Source organism: Pseudomonas sp. HC1(2025) (assembly GCF_058742075.1).
Map to the genome: position 1 here is coordinate 3433981 of NZ_CP196017.1, position 23020 is coordinate 3457000.

The 23020-nt window shown below is 61.5% G+C and carries 21 protein-coding genes and 2 pseudogenes; 11 read left to right on the forward strand and 12 right to left on the reverse strand.

Features of this window, described 5'->3' with window-relative positions; genetic code table 11:
- Positions 1-36 precede the first annotated feature (36 nt).
- The 6 genes from ACSSVH_RS15325 to ACSSVH_RS15350 all read right to left on the reverse strand — a co-directional run bounded on the left by ACSSVH_RS15325 (position 37) and on the right by ACSSVH_RS15350 (position 8312).
- Complete coding sequence (locus ACSSVH_RS15325) at positions 37-2562, reverse strand: acyl-CoA dehydrogenase (protein ID WP_492633408.1); 2526 nt, start codon at positions 2560-2562, stop codon at positions 37-39.
- 305 nt (positions 2563-2867) lie between these two features.
- Positions 2868-4307 (reverse strand): outer membrane protein transport protein, encoded by a 1440-nt coding sequence (locus ACSSVH_RS15330; RefSeq protein WP_172311769.1) that lies wholly within the window; start codon positions 4305-4307, stop codon positions 2868-2870.
- Between the two features lie 124 nt (positions 4308-4431).
- A complete protein-coding gene (praB, locus tag ACSSVH_RS15335) occupies positions 4432-4938 on the reverse strand; it encodes an alkane oxidation protein activator PraB (protein WP_172311771.1) in 507 nt (168 codons plus the stop codon).
- Between the two features lie 129 nt (positions 4939-5067).
- Entirely contained in the window at positions 5068-5562 is a 495-nt protein-coding gene (praA, locus tag ACSSVH_RS15340) for an alkane oxidation protein activator PraA (protein WP_170041041.1), read from the reverse strand.
- Between the two features lie 147 nt (positions 5563-5709).
- Complete coding sequence (locus ACSSVH_RS15345) at positions 5710-6987, reverse strand: alkane 1-monooxygenase (protein ID WP_492633409.1); 1278 nt, start codon at positions 6985-6987, stop codon at positions 5710-5712.
- A 326-nt stretch (positions 6988-7313) separates the two neighbouring features.
- A complete protein-coding gene (locus tag ACSSVH_RS15350; RefSeq protein ID WP_262376859.1) occupies positions 7314-8312 on the reverse strand; it encodes an alpha/beta fold hydrolase in 999 nt (332 codons plus the stop codon).
- 300 nt (positions 8313-8612) lie between these two features.
- On the opposite strand from ACSSVH_RS15350, the gene ACSSVH_RS15355 reads away from it, so the two are divergent.
- Genes ACSSVH_RS15355 through ACSSVH_RS15365 form a run of 3 tightly spaced genes read left to right on the forward strand, consistent with a single transcriptional unit; the run spans position 8613 to position 11901 of the window.
- Complete coding sequence (locus ACSSVH_RS15355) at positions 8613-10169, forward strand: flavin-containing monooxygenase (RefSeq protein ID WP_492633410.1); 1557 nt, start codon at positions 8613-8615, stop codon at positions 10167-10169.
- Positions 10166-11062 (forward strand): SDR family NAD(P)-dependent oxidoreductase, encoded by an 897-nt coding sequence (locus ACSSVH_RS15360; RefSeq protein ID WP_169955786.1) that lies wholly within the window; start codon positions 10166-10168, stop codon positions 11060-11062. Before ACSSVH_RS15355 ends, ACSSVH_RS15360 begins: the two co-directional genes overlap by 4 nt.
- On the forward strand, positions 11062-11901 hold the full coding sequence (locus tag ACSSVH_RS15365) for a metal-dependent hydrolase (protein ID WP_492634719.1): 840 nt from the start codon (positions 11062-11064) through the stop codon (positions 11899-11901). The genes ACSSVH_RS15360 and ACSSVH_RS15365 overlap by 1 nt, the downstream gene beginning before the upstream one ends.
- Before the next feature lie 43 nt (positions 11902-11944).
- Here the strand turns inward: ACSSVH_RS15365 and hemN are convergent, their stop codons facing one another.
- From hemN to ACSSVH_RS15380, 3 genes are all read right to left on the reverse strand, one after another.
- On the reverse strand, positions 11945-13330 hold the full coding sequence (hemN, locus tag ACSSVH_RS15370) for an oxygen-independent coproporphyrinogen III oxidase (RefSeq protein WP_492633411.1): 1386 nt from the start codon (positions 13328-13330) through the stop codon (positions 11945-11947).
- Positions 13317-14642, reverse strand: a complete 1326-nt coding sequence (locus ACSSVH_RS15375; RefSeq protein ID WP_492633412.1) for an oxygen-independent coproporphyrinogen III oxidase — start codon at positions 14640-14642, stop codon at positions 13317-13319. Before ACSSVH_RS15375 ends, hemN begins: the two co-directional genes overlap by 14 nt.
- 82 nt (positions 14643-14724) lie before the next feature.
- On the reverse strand, positions 14725-15168 hold the full coding sequence (locus ACSSVH_RS15380) for a CopD family copper resistance protein (protein ID WP_169955789.1): 444 nt from the start codon (positions 15166-15168) through the stop codon (positions 14725-14727).
- A 328-nt stretch (positions 15169-15496) separates the two neighbouring features.
- Here ACSSVH_RS15380 and ACSSVH_RS15385 point away from each other — a divergent pair, with 328 nt between their 5' ends.
- Positions 15497-16102, forward strand: coding sequence for an SCO family protein (locus tag ACSSVH_RS15385; RefSeq protein WP_169955790.1), 606 nt, complete (start codon positions 15497-15499; stop codon positions 16100-16102).
- Positions 16102-16572 carry a copper chaperone PCu(A)C gene (locus ACSSVH_RS15390; RefSeq protein WP_169955791.1) on the forward strand — a complete coding sequence of 157 codons (471 nt, stop codon included), beginning with the start codon at positions 16102-16104 and terminating at the stop codon, positions 16570-16572. Before ACSSVH_RS15385 ends, ACSSVH_RS15390 begins: the two co-directional genes overlap by 1 nt.
- A gap of 1023 nt (positions 16573-17595) precedes the next feature.
- Here the strand turns inward: ACSSVH_RS15390 and ACSSVH_RS15395 are convergent.
- Positions 17596-17802, reverse strand: a pseudogene (locus ACSSVH_RS15395) (DHCW motif cupin fold protein); the annotation flags it as partial.
- Positions 17803-17851: 49 nt separating this feature from the next.
- Between ACSSVH_RS15395 and ACSSVH_RS15400 the strand changes: the two are divergent.
- Positions 17852-18346, forward strand: a complete 495-nt coding sequence (locus ACSSVH_RS15400; protein WP_432754330.1) for an HIT family protein — start codon at positions 17852-17854, stop codon at positions 18344-18346.
- Here ACSSVH_RS15400 and ACSSVH_RS15405 read toward each other — a convergent pair.
- A complete protein-coding gene (locus ACSSVH_RS15405; protein ID WP_492633413.1) occupies positions 18327-18797 on the reverse strand; it encodes a GNAT family N-acetyltransferase in 471 nt (156 codons plus the stop codon). The genes ACSSVH_RS15400 and ACSSVH_RS15405 overlap by 20 nt on opposite strands.
- 193 nt (positions 18798-18990) lie before the next feature.
- Here ACSSVH_RS15405 and ACSSVH_RS15410 point away from each other — a divergent pair, with 193 nt between their 5' ends.
- Complete coding sequence (locus tag ACSSVH_RS15410) at positions 18991-19323, forward strand: hypothetical protein (RefSeq protein WP_169957120.1); 333 nt, start codon at positions 18991-18993, stop codon at positions 19321-19323.
- Here the strand turns inward: ACSSVH_RS15410 and ACSSVH_RS15415 are convergent.
- The gene (locus tag ACSSVH_RS15415; protein ID WP_492633414.1) at positions 19320-20921 is read right to left on the reverse strand and encodes an ATP-binding response regulator; all 1602 of its coding nucleotides are present in this window, start codon (positions 20919-20921) and stop codon (positions 19320-19322) included. The two genes, ACSSVH_RS15410 and ACSSVH_RS15415, sit on opposite strands and share 4 nt — an antisense overlap.
- 113 nt (positions 20922-21034) lie before the next feature.
- Between ACSSVH_RS15415 and ACSSVH_RS15420 the strand changes: the two genes are divergently transcribed.
- The 4 genes and pseudogenes from ACSSVH_RS15420 to ACSSVH_RS15435 all read left to right on the forward strand — a co-directional run bounded on the left by ACSSVH_RS15420 (position 21035) and on the right by ACSSVH_RS15435 (position 23013).
- On the forward strand, positions 21035-21637 hold the full coding sequence (locus ACSSVH_RS15420; protein ID WP_169957117.1) for a LuxR C-terminal-related transcriptional regulator: 603 nt from the start codon (positions 21035-21037) through the stop codon (positions 21635-21637).
- A 28-nt stretch (positions 21638-21665) separates the two neighbouring features.
- Positions 21666-21935 (forward strand): annotated as a pseudogene (locus tag ACSSVH_RS15425) (ASCH domain-containing protein); the annotation flags it as partial.
- A 75-nt stretch (positions 21936-22010) separates the two neighbouring features.
- Positions 22011-22448 carry a GNAT family N-acetyltransferase gene (locus ACSSVH_RS15430; RefSeq protein WP_492634720.1) on the forward strand — a complete coding sequence of 146 codons (438 nt, stop codon included), beginning with the start codon at positions 22011-22013 and terminating at the stop codon, positions 22446-22448.
- A 73-nt stretch (positions 22449-22521) separates the two neighbouring features.
- Positions 22522-23013 carry a GNAT family N-acetyltransferase gene (locus tag ACSSVH_RS15435; protein ID WP_169957116.1) on the forward strand — a complete coding sequence of 164 codons (492 nt, stop codon included), beginning with the start codon at positions 22522-22524 and terminating at the stop codon, positions 23011-23013.
- Positions 23014-23020: the final 7 nt, after the last annotated feature.

Here is a 23020-nt window from a genome sequence, read left to right on the forward strand (position 1 = left end):
CAGGCAAGCCAGCTCCTACAGGGCGCGTGTTGGTGTTTAGTTCACCGGGGCGTTTTCACGTTTTTTGCTGCTGGGTTTGGCCACTTGCTCCAACGCCTGTTGACGCTTTTGCAGTGCCTCCAGCAACCCGAAGTCCTGCGGGAAGTCGTCCACCTGGATACCGTGGTCGGCGTACTCCACGTAGCGCGCCAGCAGGGTATCTTCGTCGGCGCTGATCAAATCCAGGGCCCGGGCCTTGATGCGCCAGGCGGTAAACGCCGTGCTGCTGATCGGCATCGGGTCGAGGGTGCCTTGCTTGACGGCCGCCTTGAGTCGCCCTTCGATCAACTCCACCTGGGGCAGCAGGCGGAACGCCAACTCGCCGTAGGCCAACTTGTCAACTTCCGGACGCGGGATGTAGGAGTTGGCCAGCAAACGGTCGCGGCTTTCGCCCGGGGTCTGCACCAGTTCGGCCACCTGGGCCAGCAAGCGGTCTGACGGCTTGCGCTGGGGAATGCCGAACGGGAAGCTCAAGCCACGAATCACTGCCGCAGCCGGCTTCGAAGGATAATTGTCGAGCACCTCGGCCAGGGCTTCATGGGCCCGCAACAGGGCGTCCTGGGCCGACCAATGCACCAGCGGCAGATCCGCCTGGGGCCGGCCATCGTCTTCAAAACGCTTGAGCACGCAGGACAAGATGTAGAGCTGGGACAGCATATCGCCCAGGCGCCCGGTGATGCTTTCCTTGCGCTTGAGCGCCCCGCCCAGCACGCCCATGGAAATATCGGAAATCAATGCCAGCACCACCGACAGCCGATTGGCCTGGCGGTAGTAGGACGCAAGCGAAGGGTCGGTCTTGGCCGGCACGGCAATCAGCCGCCCGCCGGTAAGAGAATGCACCGCCGCACGTACGGTGTTGGCCAGCACAAAGCTCAGGTGACCGAACATGGCACTGTCGAACGCCAGCAGCGCCTTGCGACTATCGGTGTTGCGCGCCGCTTCCATCTCGCGAAACACATAAGGATGGCACCGGATCAGGCCCTGGCCGTAGATGATCAGGCAGCGGGTCATGATGTTCGCGCCTTCCACCGTGATCGCGATGGGGCTTTGTTGATAGGCACGGGCCAGGAAGTTGTTGGGCCCCATGCAGATGCCCTTGCCGGCGACGATGTCCATGCCATCGTTGACGATGATCCGCGCACGCTCGGTGACGTGGTATTTGGCAATTGCCGAGATAACCGAGGGTTTCTCACCGGCATCCAACGACGCCACCGACACCTTGCGCACCGCATCGCAGGCATACAGGTGCCCGGCCATGCGCGCCAACGGCGCCTGCACCCCTTCAAACTTGCCAATCGGCAGGCCGAACTGCTTGCGCATCGCCGCATAGGCCGTGGTACCGCGTACCGCCACCTTGCCCAGGCCAACGTTGGCCGACGGCAGGGAAATCGCGCGCCCGGCGGCCAGGCATTCCATCAACATGCGCCAGCCGTTGCCCACTTGCTCGCGGCCGCCGATCACCCACTCCAGGGGGATAAACACGTCCTTGCCGGTGGTCGGGCCGTTCTGGAACACCGCATTGAGGGGCCAATGACGGCGACCACTGTTCACCCCGGGATGGGACGTGGGGATCAACGCGCAGGTGATGCCCAGCGAACCAGGCTGGCCCAGCAGGCCGTCCGGGTCTTCGGCGCGAAAGGCCAGGCCCAGCACCGTGGCGATGGGGCCGAGGGTGATATAGCGTTTGTCCCAGGTCACGCTGAAACCCAGCACTTGCTGGCCTTCATGCATGCCCTTGCAGACGATGCCCAGGTCGGGAATCGCCCCGGCGTCGGAGCCGGCATAGGGGCTGGTCAGGGCAAAGCACGGGATGTCTTCGCCCCGGGCCAGGCGCGGCAGGTAGTAATTGCGCTGGGCGTCGGTGCCGTAATGCAGCAGCAGTTCGGCAGGCCCCAGGGAGTTGGGGACCATCACCGAAATCGCCGCCGCCGAGCAACGGGTCGACAGCTTCATCACCACTTGCGAATGGGCATAGTGGGAGAAGCCCTTGCCGCCATATTGCTTGGGAATGATCATGCCGAGGAAGCCGGCGTCCTTGGTGTACTGCCAGCCTTCGGGCGACAGGTCCTGCCAGACCTGGGTGGTTTCCCAGTCATTGGCCATGTCGCAGAGGGTTTCCACTTCGTTGTCGAGGAACGCCTGCTCTTCGGCGCTCAAGCGTGCCGGAGCGGCTTGCAGCAAGCGCTGCCAATTGGGTTTGCCGCTGAACAACTCGGCGTCCCACCACACGGTGCCGGACTCGATAGCCGCGCGCTCAGTGTCGGACATGGCCGGCATGATCGTACGAAACAGGCTCAGGGCCTTGCTGGTCAACAGTGCGCGGCGCAGCGGCTTGATGCTCAGCAGCAGCGCCGGTACCACCACCAGCAACGCCGCAACGCTCAGGCCAAACCCAGCGACCACATTGAACAGGTAGCCGCCCGCCAGCCAGACCAGGCCAGCCCCCAGCCACAGGGTGGCTGCCGCTTGTCGATACGCCAGGGCAGTCGCCGCAGCGAGTCCCGCCAATAACCAGATAACCATGGAGATACCTCTACTTGATCAGGGCAACTATTCAGGGCACGGCACGCATGTCAGCAGGTCGGTATGGCCTGCGACCGATCACCACACTACAAACTTGAAAAGACAAATTCAAATTTTGTTTTGAAATTTTTATTTAATCTGTTTACGAAATAATTCTCGGCCGAACGTGTCAGCCGAAGTGTTGAAGGGAGAAGGAAATCACCAAGGGTCGCGTGGGCGACCCATGGGTGCAGCACCGGGTAAACGCAGTAGAAAGATGCGCTGACTACGCGTTTACCCAGGCACTACGCAGATCCAACCTCAGGTCAAAAGGCGTAGGTAGCCGAGAGGCTGACCACTTCGCCCTTGGCCTCGGACTTGCCATCCAGCGAACCTGCGCCAAGACGGTCAACGTTCTTGGTCTTGAGCTTGACGGTCTCCACGAACTGGCGGGAATACGCGCCGTCGATGCTCAGGCCAGGAATGGCGCGGATGTTGTAGCCAAAGCCCAGGGAGGCAAAAGTGCGGTCACCATCCGGGATACGTGGGTCACGGGTGGAGTTGCGGGTTGGGGTCTGGTCGAAGGCCACACCGGCACGCACGGTAAAGTCATCCGTGAGTTTGTAGTCGCCACCGAACGAATACATCCAGGTGTTCTTGTACTTGTACGGGATCGACACGATGGTGCTGCCATTGGACTTCAAGGTCAGCGCCTCGAAGGAGGACCATTGGGTCCAGGTCACACTGGCGCCCAGGGTCAGGCGGTCAGAGAAGTCGTGTACCCAGTCCAGGGAGGCGTTGGCAGGGATATCCAGTTGCGTGGAGGCATTGGCACCCCCCGGATACAGTTTCAGCCCAGGGTAAGCCAACTCGACCAGGGTTTTACCGTCGACCACCGGGGTGGTCATCAGTGCTTCCGAGCCCGGATCGGCGTACATGTTGTACTTGCCTTCCAGCTTGTTCTTGATCTTGGCGTGATAATTCAAGCCCAGGGTGTCCTGCGCCGTGGGTTTCCAGGTCATCCCCGCAAACCAGCCCAGGGAGTTATTGTCGACTTTAACCCGCATCAAGGCGAAGCCCTGGCCGGCGGGAAACGGAACGAAACCGAAATCCGGCGACTGCGCGGCGGCGGCATACAGGTCGACGTTCTGGCTTACAAAGCCTTTGGTGTGCTGGAGAATCGCACCACCGCCGATGGAAAACTCATCATTGACCTTGAACGACAGCGAGCCGGTCAGGCCTACGGTTTCGATGCGGGTGTCCACCGCAAAGTCGCGACCTTTCCAATCCTCATCCCAGGTTGTGCGCGCGCCCATGGGCACCACTTGGCTTAAACCAAAGGCAAAACGGTCGTTGATAGGGATCACCATGAAGCCAGTGGGTACCCACGCTTCGAAGCCACCCTGACCACCATTACCGGTACGATCGTTGTAAATCGGGTTGTAGTTTTCGTCGAGCGTCGTTTCAGACATAGGACGACCAGAATAATCGTAGGCCGATCCTTTGTATTTGATGTCGATGTTTGCGTAGTTGATGGTGAATTGAGAGATGGTCTTGTCAATGAAGGCCATTGCAGCAGGGTTGTTGTAGGCCGATGACGGGTCGTTCTTGAACATCGAACCACCACCAAACGCCCGGCCCCAGCCAGCGGTGTTGGAGGTCGGAGTCATGAAACCGCCCGCCTGGACCGGACCGGCCGCGGCCATCAGCCCCCCCAACAATGCCAGGCCAAGGAACGCCTGGACCTGCTGTTTCTTATTATTCATGCTCCACTCCTTATTATTTTTATCTACCAAACTCGGCCTTGCCGATCCGGCTTATCCCAACAGGTGCCCCTGACGAGGCACCTGTCTTTTACGGGTGATCAACCCTTTACTGACCGGCGTTCGGTCAAGGAGTAACGGTCAACAAAGGGTCAGGCGTGATCGACATGGACGTGATAGTGCAACCGCCACTCAGCGCAGTGGTGGTGGCAAGCGTCAGAGTATTCGTCGAATTGCTCCAAAGGCCAGGCACCGGGCTAGGCCCGCAATCTGTCGCCGGAAGGGATGCCACTGTGAAACCGACACCCGTAATGGTGCCTGTCGAGACGGAATCGGCGGTCAATGTCCAGGTCCCCTTCATCTTCGGTGCACCACACAGCGCATTACCGCCTGCACGCTTTTCCATGCTCGTGATGGTAGCGGTACCGTCGGCGTTGACGGTGCCCTTGAAGTTCATGTTGCACTGGATGGGTTGGTTGAACGAAGACGGCGTCTTGATGGTGATAGTCGCGGTTGGGGTTTCAAATGTCCCTGGACCACCTGGTCGAACAATAGACGCCGCACTGGCCATCGAAGCCGCGCCAAAGCACAGAGCAAACGAACTTACACAAACGAGGGTTTTCAAACTTTTCATTATTTTTCCTCACATGTATGGCGAGTCATTTCGCCGGGGTAATGGCCATGATCGAGAGGTCACGGAGAAACAGCAGAACTTCCCTTTCCAGCCAAATTTCAATTCATTTACCGCTACAAATTCGGGGGTTTACTCGACGACTTTGAACGTCGGCGGCATCTTGATCGACACCGTCTTGATCTTGCAGTCTTCGCCAATCGGCACATTGGCCGCCTCCAACTTGCCGGTGGCGTTATCCCAGGTGCCTTCGGCAGTGGATGGGCCGCACTTGCCGCCCAGGCCAAAGGCGTGCACATCGACGCTGATCTTCGACATGGAGCCGCTCTTGGCATCCTTGGCCACTAAAATCCACGGCAGGTTGATGGCTTCGACGCGGCTGCACTTGAGGCCACCGTCGAACTCGACCTTGTCGACATTGACTTGCGAACCATCGGCCGCGACCTTGCCGGCCACCTTGATGGTGCAGTCGGCGCTGATCAGCGCGCCCTTGGAAAAGCTGATGGGGCCCTGGGCAGTGAAGGCGCTGCCGGCAGGTTCGATGCGTGCGGCCTGGGCCTGGTGATAGGCGATAAGGCCCAGCGCAGCGAGCACGATATGGGTGGTGAACTTGGCAGGTGTTTGCATGGTGTACGTCCTTCCCTTGATTTTATTTTTGTTAGGGTCAAACAACTTTCTTGCAACTTAAGCAGCACTCGAATCCGGCAAACCGTGGGCGATGAAAACCTGCGCGATACACAGACCCCGAGTGCGCCCTACAACAGTTGATTCACATTAGAAGGTGCTGGTCTTGCCGTACTTCTCCAGTATCTTCAAGCGTTTGGATGGCTGGATATTGGCCAGGGTGACATCCCCCGAATAATGCCGTAGTACCCGGCGATCCATACGCCGGCGCCACAAGTAAGGGATATACGCCCAGACAATCATGCTGGCGTAGCCATACGGCAGTTGCGGCGATTCATCAAAGTGGCGCAACGACTGATAACTGCGAGTCGGGTTGGCGTGATGATCGGAGTGGCGCTGCAACTGGAACAGAAAGATATTGGTGACAATACGGTTACTGTTCCACGAGTGGCGCGGCGAACACCGCTCATAACGGCCATTGGGCAACTTCTGGCGTTTAAGCCCGTAGTGCTCGACATAGTTCACTACTTCCAGCAACGAGAAGCCGTAGATGCCCTGGATCAACAGGAAGGGAATCACCGCCGCACCCAGCCAGGCGATCATCGCGCCCCACAACACCACGCTGTACATCCAGGCGCTGAGTACGCCGTTCTTCCAGTGCCAGGCTGGCAAGCCGAGCTTGCGCAGGCGTTCGCGTTCCAGGTTCCAGGCCGAGCGCGCACTGAACCACACCGAGCGCGGCAGGAAGGCCCAGAAGCTCTCCCCCAGCCGCGAGCTGGCCGGATCTTCCGGAGTGGCGACGCGCACGTGATGGCCACGGTTGTGTTCGGTGTAGAAGTGCCCGTAGAAGGTCGGCGCCAGGGTGATCTTCGCCAGCACAATCTCCAGCAGGCGCGGCTTGTGCCCCAGTTCATGGGCGGTGTTGATCGCGATGCCAGTGGCGGCGCCGGTGGACATGGCCATGCCCAGGTAGGTGAACCAACTCACCTCGCCATGCAGTTGCACCCGGGCGGTCAGGAAGCTGGCGGTTTGCGCCATCCAGCTCGATGGGTCCATGGACGCCGTGAGTTGCAGCAGGCCGCCGTTGATCATCCAGTCGATGCCGCTAACCGCCAGCCAACCGGTCATCACCAGGGATGAAATAACCAACAACACCCCGGTGTAGACGATCCAGCGGTAGTACTTCTGCGACTCAAGGCCGCTGACAGCGGATTCTGGCGGGTTGCTGACGTCTTCCCCAAGCAGGCCGTCGATCAACGGGATCAGCCCGAAAATCACCAGCACACCGACCCACCACAGCTCTTGTACACCCGTAGTAATAGCCAGGGCGCCCGACAGCAGCGGGGTCGCCAGAGGCATGATGCCCAGCCACCACAGGTGGCGCTTGCCGTCGGTCCAAACGTGCGGGGCAGCCAGGGTCTGATTCATGGCAACCTCCGGACGCACTGCGCGGCAGGGAGGGAGAGCGAAGCAAAAGAGACAGGAAACAGGTTCAGGCGGCACTGAAGGCCACTTGAAATCAACCATGCGATAAAAGGCGTTTTTTTCATTATTTTATTCGCTCTTAGGCATTTCAAAAATCATTTCAAAATAAATATTGAAATATTTTTTTAAATAAATAGCGCGGAACCGATAGGTCGTCAACTACTTTTTCGAGGCCTTTTTTACGTGACCGGGCAGTCTCTTTTTCAGCCGTTCGGTCAGGTGTCTAGGGCAAGCGTTAGCGACTTTCGACCGCACCGTGGGGTTCATGATTATTTGCTCGCCAACGCAAAGGGCGGGTGCAGGACTGTGGCTGTTTCCAGCGGCCTGCTGCGCTTGGCCACCTGCTCGACCAATGCTGCCACCCGCTCGGTAGCGGTGATGGGCAACATATGGCCACGGCCTTCGACCAGCTGCAGCTTGAGCCCTGGCACCTTGTCCGCCAGGGCCTGGCCGTGCATGCGAAAGTCCAGCACCTTGTCCCGCGAGCCATAGATCAGGCCGATGGGCAGGCGCAACTGGGCGTAGCGCTTGACCATATCGGGCAGGTAATCGTTGACCAGGCCGATTTCGGTGGAGGCGGCATAGAAGTTATCGGGACGCATCCCCAGCAGGCCGCCGCCACGGGTGGCGAAGTCGGCCGGTGCCGGGTCGGGAGCGAATACGCCCTTGACCACCGCGCCACTGGTGAGCATGCCGATGGGCACGGTCAGCGTGCGCGACACCCAGCGCCGCAGCCAGCCCGGGCGCACCGCCAGCGATAGAAATACCAGGGGGATCATGCGCTGGGGATGGGTCAGCGGGGCCACCAGCACCAGCCCGGACACCGCATGGGGATGGTCCAAGGCCAGGGCCAGGGAAATCGCCCCGCCCAAGGAATGCCCCAGCACCAGGGGCTGGCCCAGGTCCAGGGTCTGGATAAAGGTCGCCACTTGCCGGGCCTGGCTTGGCAGGTCGGCGCCGGTGCCTTTGTGCCGGGTGGAATAGCCTGAGCCGGGGCGGTCCAGGGTGATCACCCGAAAGTGCTCGCGCAATTGCGCGGACAAGGCATAGGTCAGGTTGCGACTGCTGCCCATCAGGCCGTGGATCATCACCAGCGGCGGGCCCTTGCCCTCGTCTACATAATGAAAGCGCTCGCCATCGATCTCCACAAAGCGCCCGTTGCTTGGAACAGCCGCTTCGATACGGCGCGTCATCCAGGCACTCAAGCCCCATAACGCCGCACTGGCAGCCATAAACACACCCGCAGCGACAACCCATTCGACAGCCATAGCTCGGTCCTCTGCTTCCCTGCTGCTGGCGATCCGACCGGTATTGGTCAAGACCTCAGCCATCGTCCACACCCTGGACTTCAACTGCGTGCGTAAAGGTTCGTCCGTCGGACAAATCGCACATAAAGGACAAGGTTGTAGCGTAGGCGATATTTTCAGGCAGATTATTTAAAATCTTTTTTAAAATAATAAATACAATTTTTCTTTGCAATGGTGTTCTATCTAAAAAGCCAAAAACAAAAAAGGAGCACATCCGATGTCAAAACCCGTAAGGCGCCCACAGCCCACGAGGGACACCCTATGAATGCCTCTACCCCGCCGAGCGGCCCGGCAGATTGCGTTGATATCGCCATCATTGGCTCAGGCTTTGCCGGCCTGTGCATGGCGATCAAACTCAAGCAAGCCGGGCTCGACGACTTCTTCATTGCCGAACAGGCCGACTCCCTGGGCGGCACCTGGCGCGACAACCACTACCCGGGCTGCGCCTGTGACGTGCAATCCCACGTCTATTCGTTTTCCTTTGCGCCCAACCCCGACTGGACCCGGCAGTTTGCCCCCCAGGCGGAAATCCGTGCCTACCTGGAGCACTGCGCGCAGCGCTTTGAACTGGCACCGTACCTGCGTTTTGGCATGGGCCTGCAACGGGCGGTGTTCGATGAGCAGTTGCAACGCTGGCAACTGCAGTTCAGCAATGGCCGCCGTGTCAGTGCGCGGGTGCTGGTGTCGGGCATGGGCGGCCTGTCCCGCCCGGCGCTGCCGGATATTGCGGGGTTGGACAGCTTCAAGGGCAAACGCTTTCACTCCCAGCACTGGGACCACGACTATTCACTCAAGGGCAAGCGCGTGGCAGTGATTGGCACCGGCGCCAGTGCCATCCAGTTCGTGCCGCGTATTGCCCCGCAAGTGGCGCACCTGGACCTGTTCCAGCGCACCGCGCCGTGGATCATGCCCAAGCCGGACCGCCCCATCTCACGCTTTGAGCGCTGGCTGTTCAAGCATCTGCCGTTCACCCAGCGCCTGGTGCGCGGGGCCTTCTACTGGGCCCTGGAAGGTCGGGTGGTGGGGTTTGCGCTGCACCCGCGCCTGATGAAAGTGGTGCAGAAAATCGCCCTGCGTCACCTGCACAAACAGGTGGCGCGCCCTTCCCTGCGCAAGGTCCTGCGGCCGGACTACACCATCGGCTGCAAGCGCGTGCTGATCTCCAACGACTACTACCCGGCGCTGTCACGCAGCAATGTCGAAGTGGTCACCGAGACGGTGCTGCGGATCGAAGCCGACGGGGTCATCACCGCCGATGGCATCAAGCACCCGGCTGACTGCCTGATCTTCGGCACCGGGTTCCAGGCCACCGATCCCCTGCCCCGCGACTGCATCATCGGGCGCGGTGGCGTCGACCTGATGGAGGCCTGGCGCGATGGCGCCCATGCGTACAAGGGCACCACCGTGCCGGGCTATCCGAACCTGTTCCTGATCGTCGGGCCCAACACCGGGCTGGGCCACAACTCGATGATTCTGATGATCGAGGCGCAAGTCACCTACATCCTCGATGCCCTGCAACAGATGCGCCGCCAGCAAATTGCCACGATCGAGGTCAAGCCGGCGGTAGAAAGCGCCTACAACCAGCAAATCCAGGCAAAGCTGCAGCGCACCATCTGGAACACGGGCGGCTGCCGCAGTTGGTACCTCGACCCGCGCACCGGCAAAAATACGACGTTGTGGCCCGGTTCGACCTGGCGTTTCAAGCAGGTCACCCGCCAGTTCGCCCTGCGCGATTATCAAGTCACGCCATTAGTGACCGGCGCCCCGTCGCGCCCCGTCGCGCCATCCCATGCCACCGCAGAAGGAAGCCTGTCATGAAGTCATTCAATGGCCGTGTGGCGGCCATCACCGGTGCCGCGTCCGGCATGGGCCGCGCCTTGGCCCTGGCCCTGGCGCGCGAGGGTTGCCACCTGGCCCTGGCAGACAAGAACCAGGCCGGGCTGCAACAAACCGTGGAGCTGATCCAGCGCAGCACCCTGGCGCCGATCCGCGTGACCTCGCGGGAGGTGGATGTTGCCGACCGCCAGGCCATGGAGGATTGGGCCGCCAGTTGCGCGGCAGAACACGGCCAGGTCAATTTGATTTTCAACAATGCCGGGGTGGCCCTGTCGAGCACCGTGGAAGGTGTGGACTACGCCGACCTGGAGTGGATCGTCGGCATTAACTTCTGGGGTGTGGTGTACGGCACCAAGGCCTTCCTGCCGTACCTCAAGGCCAGTGGCGACGGGCATGTGGTCAACACCTCCAGCGTGTTCGGCCTGTTCGCCCAGCCCGGCATGAGCGGCTACAACGCCACCAAGTTCGCGGTGCGCGGCTTCACCGAAGCCCTGCGCCAGGAGCTGGATTTGCAACGCAGCGGCGTCTCGGCCACCTGCGTGCATCCCGGCGGGATCCGTACCGACATCTGCCGCAGCAGCCGGATCGACGCGAACATGACCGGGTTCCTGATCCACAGCGAACAACAGGCCCGCGCCGACTTCGAAAAACTGTTTATCACCGACGCCGACCAGGCCGCCAAGGTGATCCTGCAAGGCGTGCGCAAGAACAAACGCCGTGTGCTGATCGGCCGCGACGCCTACGCCCTGGACCTGCTCGCGCGCTGCCTGCCAGCGGCCTACCAGGCACTGGTGGTGTTTGCCAGCCGGCGCATGGCACCGAAAAAGCGCAAGCCACCGCTGCCCAACCCCATCACTGAACAGGAGTCGCCATGATGCTGCCCATTCGCCGCGACCTGCATTTCGTCCTGCCCGCCGAGCGTATCAAGGACTGGCATGAACAAGGCCCGTTCATCACGCACTTTTTCAATGCCCTGTCGTTGCTGTTTCCCCAGGGCGAACTGTTCTTCATGGACAGCGTGCGCCACTATCGCCAGCGCATCGACGACCCGGCGTTGAAAAAGGAGATCCAGGGCTTTATCGGCCAGGAGGCCATGCACAGCCGCGAACACATGGCCTACAACGATCTGCTGCAAGCCGCCGGGCTGCCGGCCCATCTGCTGGACCGGCGCTTGAAATTTATGCTCGACCTGCAAAAGAAGCACTTGCCGCCGTCCTTCAACCTGGCGGTGACCATCGCCCTGGAACACTACACGGCGATGCTCGCGGAGATCCTGCTCAGCGACCCCACCCGTTTTGGTGATTCGCTCAAGGGCTACCAGCAAATGTGGTACTGGCACGCCCTTGAAGAAACCGAGCACAAGGCCGTGGCCTTCGATGTGTGGAACAGCGTGATCAAGCCGGGGCCCAAGCGTTACTTGCTGCGCACCGGGACCATGCTGTTCACCACGGTGTTTTTCTGGCTGGTGGTGTTTGATTTCCACCTGCGCCTGTTGATCGCCGACCGCCGCGCGGGCGGGCATCTGAAGGGGTTCTGGCGGATGCTGAAGTTTCTCTACGGCCCCAAGGGCGTGTTCCCGCGCATGGCGCGGCCGTGGCTGCATTACTTCAAGCCGGGGTTTCATCCGTGGGATCACGACAATCGGGTGCGACTGGAAGGGATCGATAAGCTGGTGGAAGAGGTGGAGCGCACCAACTCGGTTGCCGGAACGTAGCCTTGCAGGAGCCGGCTGGCCGGCTCCTGCAGCACGCCAAGGCTCAGACCGTGCGCGAAAACTGGCCCTTTTGCTGCCCGCCCAGGTACGCATCAAAGGCCATCGCCACGCTGCGCACCATCAATTGCCCCTGGGGCAACAGCTGCACGGCATCGTCCTCGATGTGCAGCAAGCCATCCGCCACTTGCTCATCCAACCGCGACAACGCGTGGGCAAAGTATTCGGTAAAACGGATCGCATGCCCGGCCTCGACCCCGGCAAAGTCGATGCGCCCGTGGCACATCAGGCCGTTGATCACGTCGCGGCGCAGCACGTCATCGGCGTTCAGGCGGTAGCCGCGCTGCACCGGCAACAGCCCGGCGTCGATCCGCGCGTAGTACTGGGACAACTCCTTGACGCTCTGGCTGTAGCTGTCGCCCACCTTGCCGATGGCCGACACGCCCAGGCCGATCAGATCGCAATCGGCATGGGTCGAGTAGCCCTGGAAGTTGCGCTGCAAGGTGCCATTGGCCCGGGCCAGGGCCAGTTCGTCGTCGGGCAAGGCAAAGTGGTCCATGCCGATATACACATAGCCCGCCTCGGTCAGCCGGCGAATGGTCAATTCAAGCAGTTCCAGCTTGCGCTCCGGCGGGGGCATGTCTTCGGGGCGGATCATGCGCTGGGCGCGGATTTGCGTGGGCAAATGCGCGTAGCTGTAGGCCGCCACGCGGTCCGGGCGCAGGGCAATCAGCTTGCCCAGGGTCACGTCGAAGCTGGCCACGGTCTGCAACGGCAAGCCGTAGATCAAATCCACACTGATCGACTTGAACCTTGCCTCACGGGCTGCCAAGACCAATTGCACAATCTGCTCTTCGCTCTGCACGCGATTGACCGCCGCCTGCACATCGGCATCAAAGTCCTGCACGCCAAAACTCAGGCGATTGAAGCCCAGCCCGCGCAGGTTGTGGATCCGTTCGACGCTGATGGTGCGCGGGTCCACTTCAATGGAAAACTCATGATTGTCACTGGTATCCAGGCTGAAGCCCTGCGCCAGGCAGTCCATCAATTCGGCCAGTTGTGCATCGTCGAGGTAGGTCGGCGTACCGCCTCCCAGGTGCAATTGGGTCAGGGGCCGCGCGCGGTCGAACAGCGCGGCCTGCATCTGGATTTCGCGCTTGAGGTAGCCCAGGTACTCCACGGCGCGATGGGTCTTGCGCGTGATGATCTTGTGGCAACCGCAGTAGTAGCAAAGGCTCTGGCAGAACGGGATATGGATGTACACCGACAGCGCCTTGGGTGCCAACGCCTGGTTGCTGGCCGCTACCGCCTGCTGGTAATCGTCCAGGGCAAAGACTGAGTGAAACTGCGGCGCGGTCGGGTACGAGGTGTAGCGCGGCCCCGGGCGGTCGTATTTCTGCACCAGGGCGCGGTTGAACTCAAACGCTTTCATGATCGATGGTCTCATCGTTGGAGCAAGGGGGAACCGCGCTGCCTGCCCGGTCAAACAGTGCGCATAGAGCTTCGACCCGCTGCCGGCCCGCTGGCAGCACACAGAGGAAGCGCTCGGACAGGTCGATCAGGCCATCCTGGTGCAGATGCTCCAGCAGCGGCCAGATCGCCGAGAAATAGCGGGAAAAAATCACCCCATAGCGGCGTTCCAGGGCCTGGATATCCAACTCCAGGTCACAGGCCAGGCGCTCCATCACATGCTGGCGGATCTGGTCGCCGGCCTCGCAGCGCCAGCCGCGGGCGGTGGGCAGCAGGTCGCTGTCCAGTTGCTGGCGATAGCGCGCCAGGTCTTCGGTGTTTTGCGCATACAGGGTGTCGAGCTGGCTGATGGCGCCCAGGCCAAAGCCGATATGGTCGCAGTAGCCGTGCCGGGTAAAACCCTGGCAATTGCGGCTCAGGTGCCCACGCTCCTGGGCCAGTGCCAGGTCGTCGTCGGGGCGTACGAACTGGCCCAGCCCGATGTAGTGATAACCGGCGGCCTCCAGGCGCTGGAAGGCGATGCGGCGCATGCCACACTTGTCGACATTCGATGAAAGCGCACGCCGTGGCTGCTGCTGGTAACGCCGTGGCGCCTGGGCATAGTCGAACACTTGCAGGCGGTCCGGCTCCAGGGCGATCAGGCTGGCCAGCTTGGCGGCAAAGCTGTCGCAGGTCTGCCAGGCGTGGCCGTAGCCGAGGTCGACATTCACCGAACGAAAGCCGAAGGTGCGCGCCGCGTCGATCAGCGACTGGATCGGGGCCGGGTCCTGATAGCCGGCCACCGACGGCGTGGCCTCGGCACTGGCATCCGGCACGCCGATATTGATGTGGTTGAACCCCAGGTCGCGCAACAGGCCCATGGTTGCCCAGTCGGTGTGCAGCGGGTCGAGGTCGAGGCTGTAGTCACCCTGGTCATGCTCAAGAAAATGCAGGCGGCTGCGCAGGTGCGCCATCAAGCGTTGCAGGTCGGCGATCGCCGGGGTGGCGCCGCCCAGATGGAATTGGTCCACCGGTTGCCGGCCGCCCACGTGGCAACCGACCAGGTGGATTTCCTGCTCCAGCGCGCCCAGGTAGTCATCCGCCACCAGGCCTGCCGGCCACTGCAGGTTCAGCGCCAGCGGGCGTTGGCGCTGACGGCTGCTGCGCAAGGCGCGCAGCAGGTCGAGGGAGCCGATGCCCGGATGGAATTTGCCGATGTCGACCTGGCCCTGGTCCAACACGCTTTGGTCACGGCGCAGGTGCCACTCGCGGGCGGGATGAATGACAGTGAGCATGACGGCCTCCGGGTCTGGCTAAGGTGGGTCATTGTGCGGTGCGACCGGGCAGCGCACCTTGATATGCATCAAGCGCCGACGTTTACCAGGTGATGTAGAACATGCTCTTGGCCAGCAACACAATGGCAACCATATGGCAGAACAGGCTCAGATGGACGAAGCGCAAATAGGCCGCGCTGACCCGCCCACGGCGCATCAACCACACCGTCAGCAAAAAATGCATCAGCACGCTGGCGGCGAGGATCAGCTTGAGGGTCAGCAAGGCACCGAATGCCGAGCTCGATGGCGCCGCCAACACTGGCAGATAGCGCAACCAGACCATGCCGATCCCGGCGCCAAACAACACCAGCAGCACCCACGGCATCAAGGCCCTGGCGCGGCGGCCGATGCCCTGCTCCACCAGCAACATCACGCGGGCCGGCAGTTGCTTGTGCACACTGGCAAGGATCAACACTTCAAAGAACACCGTGCCGATAAACATCAGCGCCGCGAACAGGTGGGCCAGCAGGAACAGGAGATAGAGCATCAGAGCCTCACGGTGGCCGGTCCTTGTACCGTGACTGTGCCCCAGTGCGGACGAGCGGCGCCTTGATGCCGGTCAAGGGCCCTGATAATCGTTGAAACATTTGCCCAACGCCTTGTGCGGCGGGCCTTTGGCGGTCTCTGCGACAGTGTGCCACAGACTCAATCAGCGCCCTGGCTGGTAAGGTGGCCACCGCCCCTGTGGCAGAACGTCGCAGATTATCAAGCGTGATCAAGGCCGGTAGACTACCCAGCCTTATTGTTCACCGCTTTTCAAAGCCTGACTGACCTGTTATGCGCAGCCGTCAGGCGCTTCACGGGACGCCCATTTCATGAGTACGTTATTCACCCGTCGCAAGGTCCTCACCGGTATGGGCCTGCTGGGCCTGGGCCTGTTGAGCGGCTGTGACACCGGCCCCAAGCTGAACTTCAAGTACGGCAAGGACCTGAGCGACAAGATCATGGGCCGCACGTTCAAGCTCAAGAACACCGACGGCGAGACCGTCACCCTGAGTTCGTTCCGCGGCCTGATGCCGGTGGTGTTCTTCGGTTTCACCCAGTGCCCGGCCGTGTGCCCCACCACGCTTGCGCGCATGGCCCAGGCCAAGAAGATGATGGGCCGCGACGGCGAAATCATGCAGGTGATCTTTATCACCCTGGACCCGGAACGCGACACGCCCCAGGTGCTCGACGCCTACGTCAAGGCCTTCGACCCCAGCTTCGAAGCGCTCTACGGCACGCCGGAAGAAATCGCCGTGGCCGCCAAGGAATTCGGGATCTTTTATGAAAAGATCCCCGCCGGCGACACCTACACCCTGTCCCACACCGCCACCAGTTTTGTGTTCGACACCCGCGGCAACCTGCGCCTGGGCCTGTCGGCATCCCTTAACGCCAAAGAGTGCGCAGAAGACCTGCTCACCGTCATGGAGGTCTGCTAATGACTGCTGTCCATACCCTCAAGCGCATCGCCCTCGGTCTTTCCCTGCTGGGTCTGGCCGCCCACGCCAGCGCCCAGGTGCAGGTCAGCGACGCCTGGGCCCGCGCCACCGTGCCGGGGCAGCATTCGAGCGGGGCCTTCATGACCCTCACCGCCGACAGCGACAGCAAACTACTGAGCGTCAAGTCGCCGGTGGCCAAGGATGTGCAGATTCATGAGATGAGCATGAAAGACGACGTCATGCGCATGGGCCCGGTGGACGCCGTGGCACTCCCGGCCGGCCAGGCGGTGAAGCTCGATCCCGAGGGCTATCACGTGATGCTGATGGGCCTGACGGGCCAGATCAAGGAAGGCGACCAAGTGCCGCTGACCCTGACGGTGGAAGATGCCAAGGGTGACAAGCAGACCCTCGAAATCCAGGCGCCGGCCCGCAGCCTGGGCAGTGCTGACGGTCATCATATGAACCATTGATCCTGAGGGTGGGAACTGGCTTGCTCGCGGTGGCCATAGGTATTTACACATCTCTTTCGTGGTTCTTGGGGTTGTGTACATATCCATTGCTGCGGTCACGGCCACTTAGGGTTCCGCCCTTACGGCGGGTCACTTTTGGAAAAGAGCCCGGAGTGCCGGCCCAGCCAAAAGTAACCAAAAGGGCTCTTGCCCCACCACTCGGCACCTCGCCCAGGCTCGGTGTGCCCGTCATCCGACATTGATTTGGGGGGCCGCCGCGATGGGCCATCCATGGCCCAGCGCGGCTAAACCGGCGTCCTGCCGGTTTACCCCCCAAATCAATATCGGATGAAGGCCAGCGTGGTTTAACGGGGCGCCTAAGATCAAAATCACAAGCAAAGCGAGGCGGCCTGACAGCCGACCTGATCATCGAAGCGTACGCGTACCCTTGTAGGAGCGGGCTTGCCCGCGATGGTCGTTAACGATGACGAATGAATACCAGATACTCTGATGTGTTCTTTCGGGCGTCATCGCAGGCAAGCCAGCTCCTACAGGGGAATGCAGCTTCGCGCTCTTGTTCTGCTGTTGCTGTTGCTCTGCTTTTGATCTTAGGCGCCCCGTTAAACCACGATGGCCGCAGGCAGGTATTGCGCAGTGGGCACCCCGGCATGGATGCCGGGGTAGCCGCGACACGGCCATGGATGGCCGATCGCGGCGGGCCCACGGAGCAATGCCTGACTGCGGGCATGCCGAGCCTAGGCGAGGCACCGAGTGGTGGGGCAAAAGCGCTTTGGTTACTTTCGCGCTCTTCGAAAGTGACCCGCCGTAAGGGCGGAACCCTAAGTGGCCGTGACCGCAGCAATGGATATGTACACATACCCAGATGAGGATACCTATGGCCACCGCGAGCAATCCAACTCCCACAGGGGATCTTTGTCGGGTGCAGAGTTTTGTGCCACACCGCCCATCAAATGCGGGAGTTTTGCTGGGGCACCGAACTCTGAAAACCCCACGATGGATCCGTCTCGGCCGATGGACGACAAATCAATCCACAATAAACAGCCTGGCCCCGGTTGCTGTGCTCGACCGGTGCCCGTCCCTGTCATTGCCCACCTGATAACTCATCCCCGCCGTCAGGGTGAACTGGCGGCCATCCTCCAGTTCGGTCTGCAACTCCCCCTCCAGGCACAACAACACATGCCCGCGCCAACACCCGTGGTCAGCCAGGTAGCCAGGGCTGTATTCCACCATACAGGGAGTTGCCTTTGGTATCCTGCCGGCCCGACCTAGGTGCCCGGCCATGCACATTGCTCCGTCCCATATCCTCCACGAAACCGAACACTGGCTGCTCAACCATCACCTGGCCTCGGCCCTGCCCGGTTATTTGATGCTGGGGGCCAAGACGCCAATCAGCTCGTTGGCTGACCTACCCGACGCGGCCCTGGCGCAAATGGGTGGCCTACTGGCGAAAACCCAGCGGGTGATGGAAGTACAGCTCCAACCCAAGTGGCTATACATCAGCCGCTTTGGGCATATGCCCGGCTTCCCGCTGCACTTTCATTTGATCCCTGTCTATGACTGGGTCGAAACGCTGTTCTGGGAGGATGAGCGCTACCGGGTGCTGCAAGACTTCGGCGCTGGCAGCAACGGGCAAGCGGCGACGGATGGGGCCGAACTCACCCTGTTTATCTGGCGCGAGTTCGGTGAGAACCCGACGCCACCCGCGACGGCCGGGCTCACGGTGCCGGGCGTGATCGAGCGCCTGCGCGCCGCGTTCAAACAGTCAGACGCTTGACCATCGGCACACACGCCAGCTCCAGCCCCGTAGGCGAATGATAGATCGACTGCTCGCAGCCTTCGTAACCGCGGCCACGATAGAAATCAGCAGCATTCAACGTCGCGTCCAGCACCACCTCCTCAATCCCCAGCTCCAGCGCCAGCTGCTCCAGGTGCTCGAGCATCTGCCCGCCAAACCCGCGCCCGATAAAACCTGGCAGCACAAACAGCGCACCGACTTCTCGATGATCCGGGTCGAGCATGCCGGTGGCGACCGGCTCGCCATCGACGCAACCCAGGTAGAACGGCTTGGCCATCAGCGCGGTGTAACCGTCCTCGGCGGCGCCACGGGTCCAGGTCAGCATCTGTTCGGCGGTGTAGGCGCCGATGCATTGGCTGCGGATCGCCTGCAGGCGGATGTCGAAGGCGATGGGGCCGTCGTCGTGGGTGGCGCGTCTGATTTGCAGCATTCGAATCTCCCTGAATTAACTGTGTTTGCCGTGACCTCAAGGTGCCATTAGCACACTTGTGCTAATCGACCCCGCAGGCACCCGGCGCTATATTCGCCGGCACCCCCAACGCTCCCCGCCAGCACGTCGAACCCGCCGTGCAAGGGATCGTTGTGCGTTGAAAACACCAAAACAACCCCAAGGAAGACACACCATGAAACTGCACTCCCCTGTTACCCGCCTGGCGCTGCTGGGTGCCCTGATGATCGGTGTTGCCGGTTGCAGCAATATCAAACCCACCGAAGATCATCTCAAGACCCTCTCGGAAACCAACCTCGGCGAGCCGGTCAAGCGTGTTTCCAACGTACGCAGCGACTCCATGACCACCTATTACATCGCCAGCACCGCTTCCGGTGACTACAACTGCTCCGTGCCCAGCGGTGCCAGCGGCGGGATGTTTGCCGTGGCCAGCTTCGGCCTGATGAAACCCGCTGCCTACTGCCAACCCAAGGGTGCCCGGGGTAACGCGTTGACGCCGTTTAACTAACCCTGGCTGAGGTCGCGCAGGGTGCCCCGTAGTTCAGCGGGGCGCACTGGCTTGGACAAAATGGCGATCTGCCGGTCGTGCAGCGCCGCCTGGATCTTCTCCACGTCATGCCCGGTCAGAATCAACGCCGGCACCGCCACCCCGCGCTGTGCGCGCAGGTGGTCGATGCACTCGATGCCGGTGGCGTGGTTGCCCAGGTCATAGTCGGCGACGATGATGTCGCAATCGCTGACCAGGTTATGCCCGCTCGATTCGGCCTGCACCTCACAGCCCCAACGCTCCAGCAACGCCTGGGTGGCCAGCAGCACGTTGTGGTCATCTTCCACCAGGCACACCTTCAAACCGGTCAGCAGCCCTGCCTGGCGCGCATCGTCACGCACCACCGGTTGATGGGTCGCGGTCGCCAGGGGCAAGCCGCGCAAGCTGACCGAAGTGCCCCGGCCCACCCGTGAGCGCAGCGCCACGTCCATGCCCATCAACAGCCCCAGGCGCTTGACGATGGACAAGCCCAGGCCGACGCCTTCAACGTCTTTGTCGCGCAACTGGCGCACACGATAGAACTCCTCGAACACCCGGGGCAGATGTTCCTCGGCAATCCCCCGCCCCTGGTCGTGAATTTCCACCATCACCTCGCCGCCACGCTGGCGCACGCCGATCAGCACCGGGCGCTGGCCGCCGTATTTGAAACAGTTGGAGAGCACGTTCTGCACCATGGTTGCCAACAGCGCAGGATCCACCCGCACCCAGTGGGCGCAGGGGCGCAGGCGCAGTTCTACCCCGGCCCAGCGGGCGGCTTCAGCGTTTTGCCGCAGCAGGTCGGCCAGCCACTCACCGAGGTGCACCACCTGGTATTTGGGCAGCAGCCGGCCGTTGTCCAAGGTGTAGAGGTCGAGAATGGAGCGGAACAATTGCGACACGTTCAGCAGCGAACGGTCGATATTGTCCACCAGCCGCCGTTCTTCATCGCCCAAGCGCGCTTCACGCAGGCAGGCGGTAAACAGGCCGATGGAGTGGATGGGCTGGCGCAGATCATGGCTGGCCTGGGCGAGGAAGCGCGATTTTTCCAGGTTGGCGGCGATGGCTTCTTCGGACGCCTTGCGCGTGCGCTCCAGCAGCAGGTGGGCGTAGACCGGGATCACCGTGCTGGTGATCATCAGCATCAGCACCATAAAGGGCTGCGCCTGCCACAGCGGGGTCAGCCGATACACAATCAGCAGCGCCAGCAACGCCAGGCCCGTGGCAATCGCCAGGTAGCGCGAACCGTAGCGCATGCCGTTGCCGAGGTTGACCCAGACCATCACCGCATACAGCGGCAACGCCGCCTCACCGCCCACCACCAGGCCGAACGAGGTGCCGGTGTAGTCGTGGATCATCCCGAAGACCCGCCGCGCCGGATAATGCCCGGGCCAGCGTGCAATCACCTGGCGCAGCGCAATCGAGACCAGCAGGAACCCGCAGATGTAGATAATCACCGGCACATAGCGCTCCATCGACTGCCCCGGCAAAAAGCCCAGCAGGCCGATGTACACAATGGCGCAGGCGGCCACCACAATACGCAGGTTGGCTTGGTCCAGTTCGGCGTCTTTCACGAACTTCATGGGCAACGTCCTTGTACGGTCATCGTCTTATCTGTGTACCCGGCAGGCAGGCGGTGAACAGAGTGGTAAAGTAGCACGCCACAGGACAACCTGGCCCCAGGGAGGAGCACCCCATGACATGCCGGATCATCATCGCCGACGACCATCCAATGTTTCGCGAAGGCATGCTGCGCACCGTGCAACGCCTGCTGCCCGAGGCCTGCGTGGAACAGGCCGGCGACCTGGACACCGTGCTGCAGATGCTCAAGAGCGGCAGCGAAGTCGACACCCTGATCCTTGATTTGCGCTTCCCCGGCCTGACCTGCATCAGCCAGTTGGGCGAACTGCGCCAGCAACTGCGGCGCACCACATTGATCGTGGTGTCGATGGTCGATGACCCGTTGTTGATCGAACAGGTGATGGCGCTGGGGGCCGACGGTTTTATCGGCAAAAACATCGCCCCCGAAGAAATCGGCCAGGCCCTGCTCGCCATCCGCCAGGGCGAGGTGCTGGTCAAATTCGCCCCCTCCGGGCTGTTGCCCCTGGACACCAACACCCTGACTGCACGCCAGCAGGAGGTATTGCGGCTGATCGCCCAAGGCAAGACCAACAAGGAAATCGCCAAGGCCCTGGATATTTCGCCGTTTACTGTGCGCATCCATGTGTCGGGGTTGTTGAGAAGCCTGAACGTGCCATCGCGGGCAGCGGCAGCCGTTAAATACAGCCCACCCCTGTAGGAGCAGCACCATCAAAGCCCTCTCCATCGTGCGCCCCAGCGGCAGCCGGATCGCCGCAGGCGAAAAAACTTTGGAAATCCGCCGCTGGCAGCCCCAGCTGGAGCCGTCCCAGGACCTGCTGATTGTCGAGAACGGGCGCTTCCTGCATACCGATGGCGATGAAGACGAAGCCGGTGTGGCCGTCGCCATCGTACGCGTAAAGGCAGTGCGTGCGTTTGCCCCAGAGGACGTGCCAGCAGCCTGCGCCAGCTATTTCGAAGAAGGCTGGTTCGCCTGGGAACTGACTGACGTACGGCCGCTCGCACGCCCCTTTAGCGCCCTGGCGGCACGGGGGATCTACGAGGTTGAATTCATGGAAAACCGCGAGAACTGTATGAACAGTCAGATCAGAGTCGCCACCCCGGCAGACATCAACGTCATCTTCGACATTCGCACCAGCGTCAGGGAAAACCACCTGTCCCATGACCAATTGGCGCAAATGGGCATCACCCCGCACGCCATCCAGCAAGCCATGCAACTAGCGCCCTGCGTATGGATCGCCGAGGTGGAGGGTGTGGCGGCCGGTTTTTCCATGGCCGATATAGAAGAAGGCTGCGTATTTGCCGCCTTCATCCGCCCCGAATTCGAAGGCCACGGACTGGGCCGCAGGTTGATGGAGCAGGCCGAAGCCTTGTTGTTCCAGCACCATCAACAGATCTGGCTGGAAACCGCCGAAGCGAGCCGCGCCAACGGGTTTTACCAGCGCCTGGGGTGGGTCGTGGTGGAGCAATTGCCACAGGGGGATATTCGGATGGAGAAGCTCCGGGAATAACCCTGCCAGTGGGATTTTCGCCAGCGCACCGACCCCGCTATCATGCAGCCCTTCGCCCAACCCAGGAACCGCCATGCCCGCCCTCACCCTACGCAACGCCACCCCGGCAGACGCCGCCCGCTGCTACGAGATCGAAATCGGCGCCTACGAAGGTGATGAAGCCGCGACCCTGGAGAAGATCGCCACGCGTATCGCCCTGTACCCGCAGGGCTTCCTCACTCTGGAAGTGGACGGTCAAGTAGTGGGCTTTATCAACGGCGGGTGCGCCTATGATGTGGTGATGTCGGATGAGGCCTTCAAGGAGTTGGTGGGGCACTCGGCGGATGCGCCGAATGTCGTGATCATGTCGGTGGTGATCGACCCGGCGCACCAGGGCAAGGGGTATTCCACGCAGCTGATGCAGGCCTTTGTGCAGCGCATGCGCGGGATGGGCAAGCAGACCATCCACCTGATGTGCAAGGAGCAGCATGTGCCGTTGTACACGCGCATGGGTTACCAGTATGTGCAGCCCTCGGCGTCAGACCACGGCGGGATGGCCTGGCATGAGATGGTGATGACGCTCTGACCCGGCA

Excerpts from the sequence above, each read along its gene's own strand:
- ACSSVH_RS15325 (WP_492633408.1), bottom strand. The coding sequence starts at position 2,562 with ATGGTTATCTGGTTATTGGCGGGACTCGCTGCGGCGACTGCCCTGGCG.
- ACSSVH_RS15330 (WP_172311769.1), bottom strand. The coding sequence starts at position 4,307 with ATGAATAATAAGAAACAGCAGGTCCAGGCGTTCCTTGGCCTGGCATTG.
- praB (WP_172311771.1), bottom strand. The coding sequence starts at position 4,938 with ATGAAAAGTTTGAAAACCCTCGTTTGTGTAAGTTCGTTTGCTCTGTGC.
- praA (WP_170041041.1), bottom strand. The coding sequence starts at position 5,562 with ATGCAAACACCTGCCAAGTTCACCACCCATATCGTGCTCGCTGCGCTG.
- ACSSVH_RS15345 (WP_492633409.1), bottom strand. The coding sequence starts at position 6,987 with ATGAATCAGACCCTGGCTGCCCCGCACGTTTGGACCGACGGCAAGCGC.
- ACSSVH_RS15350 (WP_262376859.1), bottom strand. The coding sequence starts at position 8,312 with ATGGCTGTCGAATGGGTTGTCGCTGCGGGTGTGTTTATGGCTGCCAGT.
- ACSSVH_RS15355 (WP_492633410.1), top strand. The coding sequence starts at position 8,613 with ATGAATGCCTCTACCCCGCCGAGCGGCCCGGCAGATTGCGTTGATATC.
- ACSSVH_RS15360 (WP_169955786.1), top strand. The coding sequence starts at position 10,166 with ATGAAGTCATTCAATGGCCGTGTGGCGGCCATCACCGGTGCCGCGTCC.
- ACSSVH_RS15365 (WP_492634719.1), top strand. The coding sequence starts at position 11,062 with ATGCTGCCCATTCGCCGCGACCTGCATTTCGTCCTGCCCGCCGAGCGT.
- hemN (WP_492633411.1), bottom strand. The coding sequence starts at position 13,330 with ATGAAAGCGTTTGAGTTCAACCGCGCCCTGGTGCAGAAATACGACCGC.
- ACSSVH_RS15375 (WP_492633412.1), bottom strand. The coding sequence starts at position 14,642 with ATGCTCACTGTCATTCATCCCGCCCGCGAGTGGCACCTGCGCCGTGAC.
- ACSSVH_RS15380 (WP_169955789.1), bottom strand. The coding sequence starts at position 15,168 with ATGCTCTATCTCCTGTTCCTGCTGGCCCACCTGTTCGCGGCGCTGATG.
- ACSSVH_RS15385 (WP_169955790.1), top strand. The coding sequence starts at position 15,497 with ATGAGTACGTTATTCACCCGTCGCAAGGTCCTCACCGGTATGGGCCTG.
- ACSSVH_RS15390 (WP_169955791.1), top strand. The coding sequence starts at position 16,102 with ATGACTGCTGTCCATACCCTCAAGCGCATCGCCCTCGGTCTTTCCCTG.
- ACSSVH_RS15400 (WP_432754330.1), top strand. The coding sequence starts at position 17,852 with ATGCACATTGCTCCGTCCCATATCCTCCACGAAACCGAACACTGGCTG.
- ACSSVH_RS15405 (WP_492633413.1), bottom strand. The coding sequence starts at position 18,797 with ATGCTGCAAATCAGACGCGCCACCCACGACGACGGCCCCATCGCCTTC.
- ACSSVH_RS15410 (WP_169957120.1), top strand. The coding sequence starts at position 18,991 with ATGAAACTGCACTCCCCTGTTACCCGCCTGGCGCTGCTGGGTGCCCTG.
- ACSSVH_RS15415 (WP_492633414.1), bottom strand. The coding sequence starts at position 20,921 with ATGAAGTTCGTGAAAGACGCCGAACTGGACCAAGCCAACCTGCGTATT.
- ACSSVH_RS15420 (WP_169957117.1), top strand. The coding sequence starts at position 21,035 with ATGACATGCCGGATCATCATCGCCGACGACCATCCAATGTTTCGCGAA.
- ACSSVH_RS15430 (WP_492634720.1), top strand. The coding sequence starts at position 22,011 with ATGAACAGTCAGATCAGAGTCGCCACCCCGGCAGACATCAACGTCATC.
- ACSSVH_RS15435 (WP_169957116.1), top strand. The coding sequence starts at position 22,522 with ATGCCCGCCCTCACCCTACGCAACGCCACCCCGGCAGACGCCGCCCGC.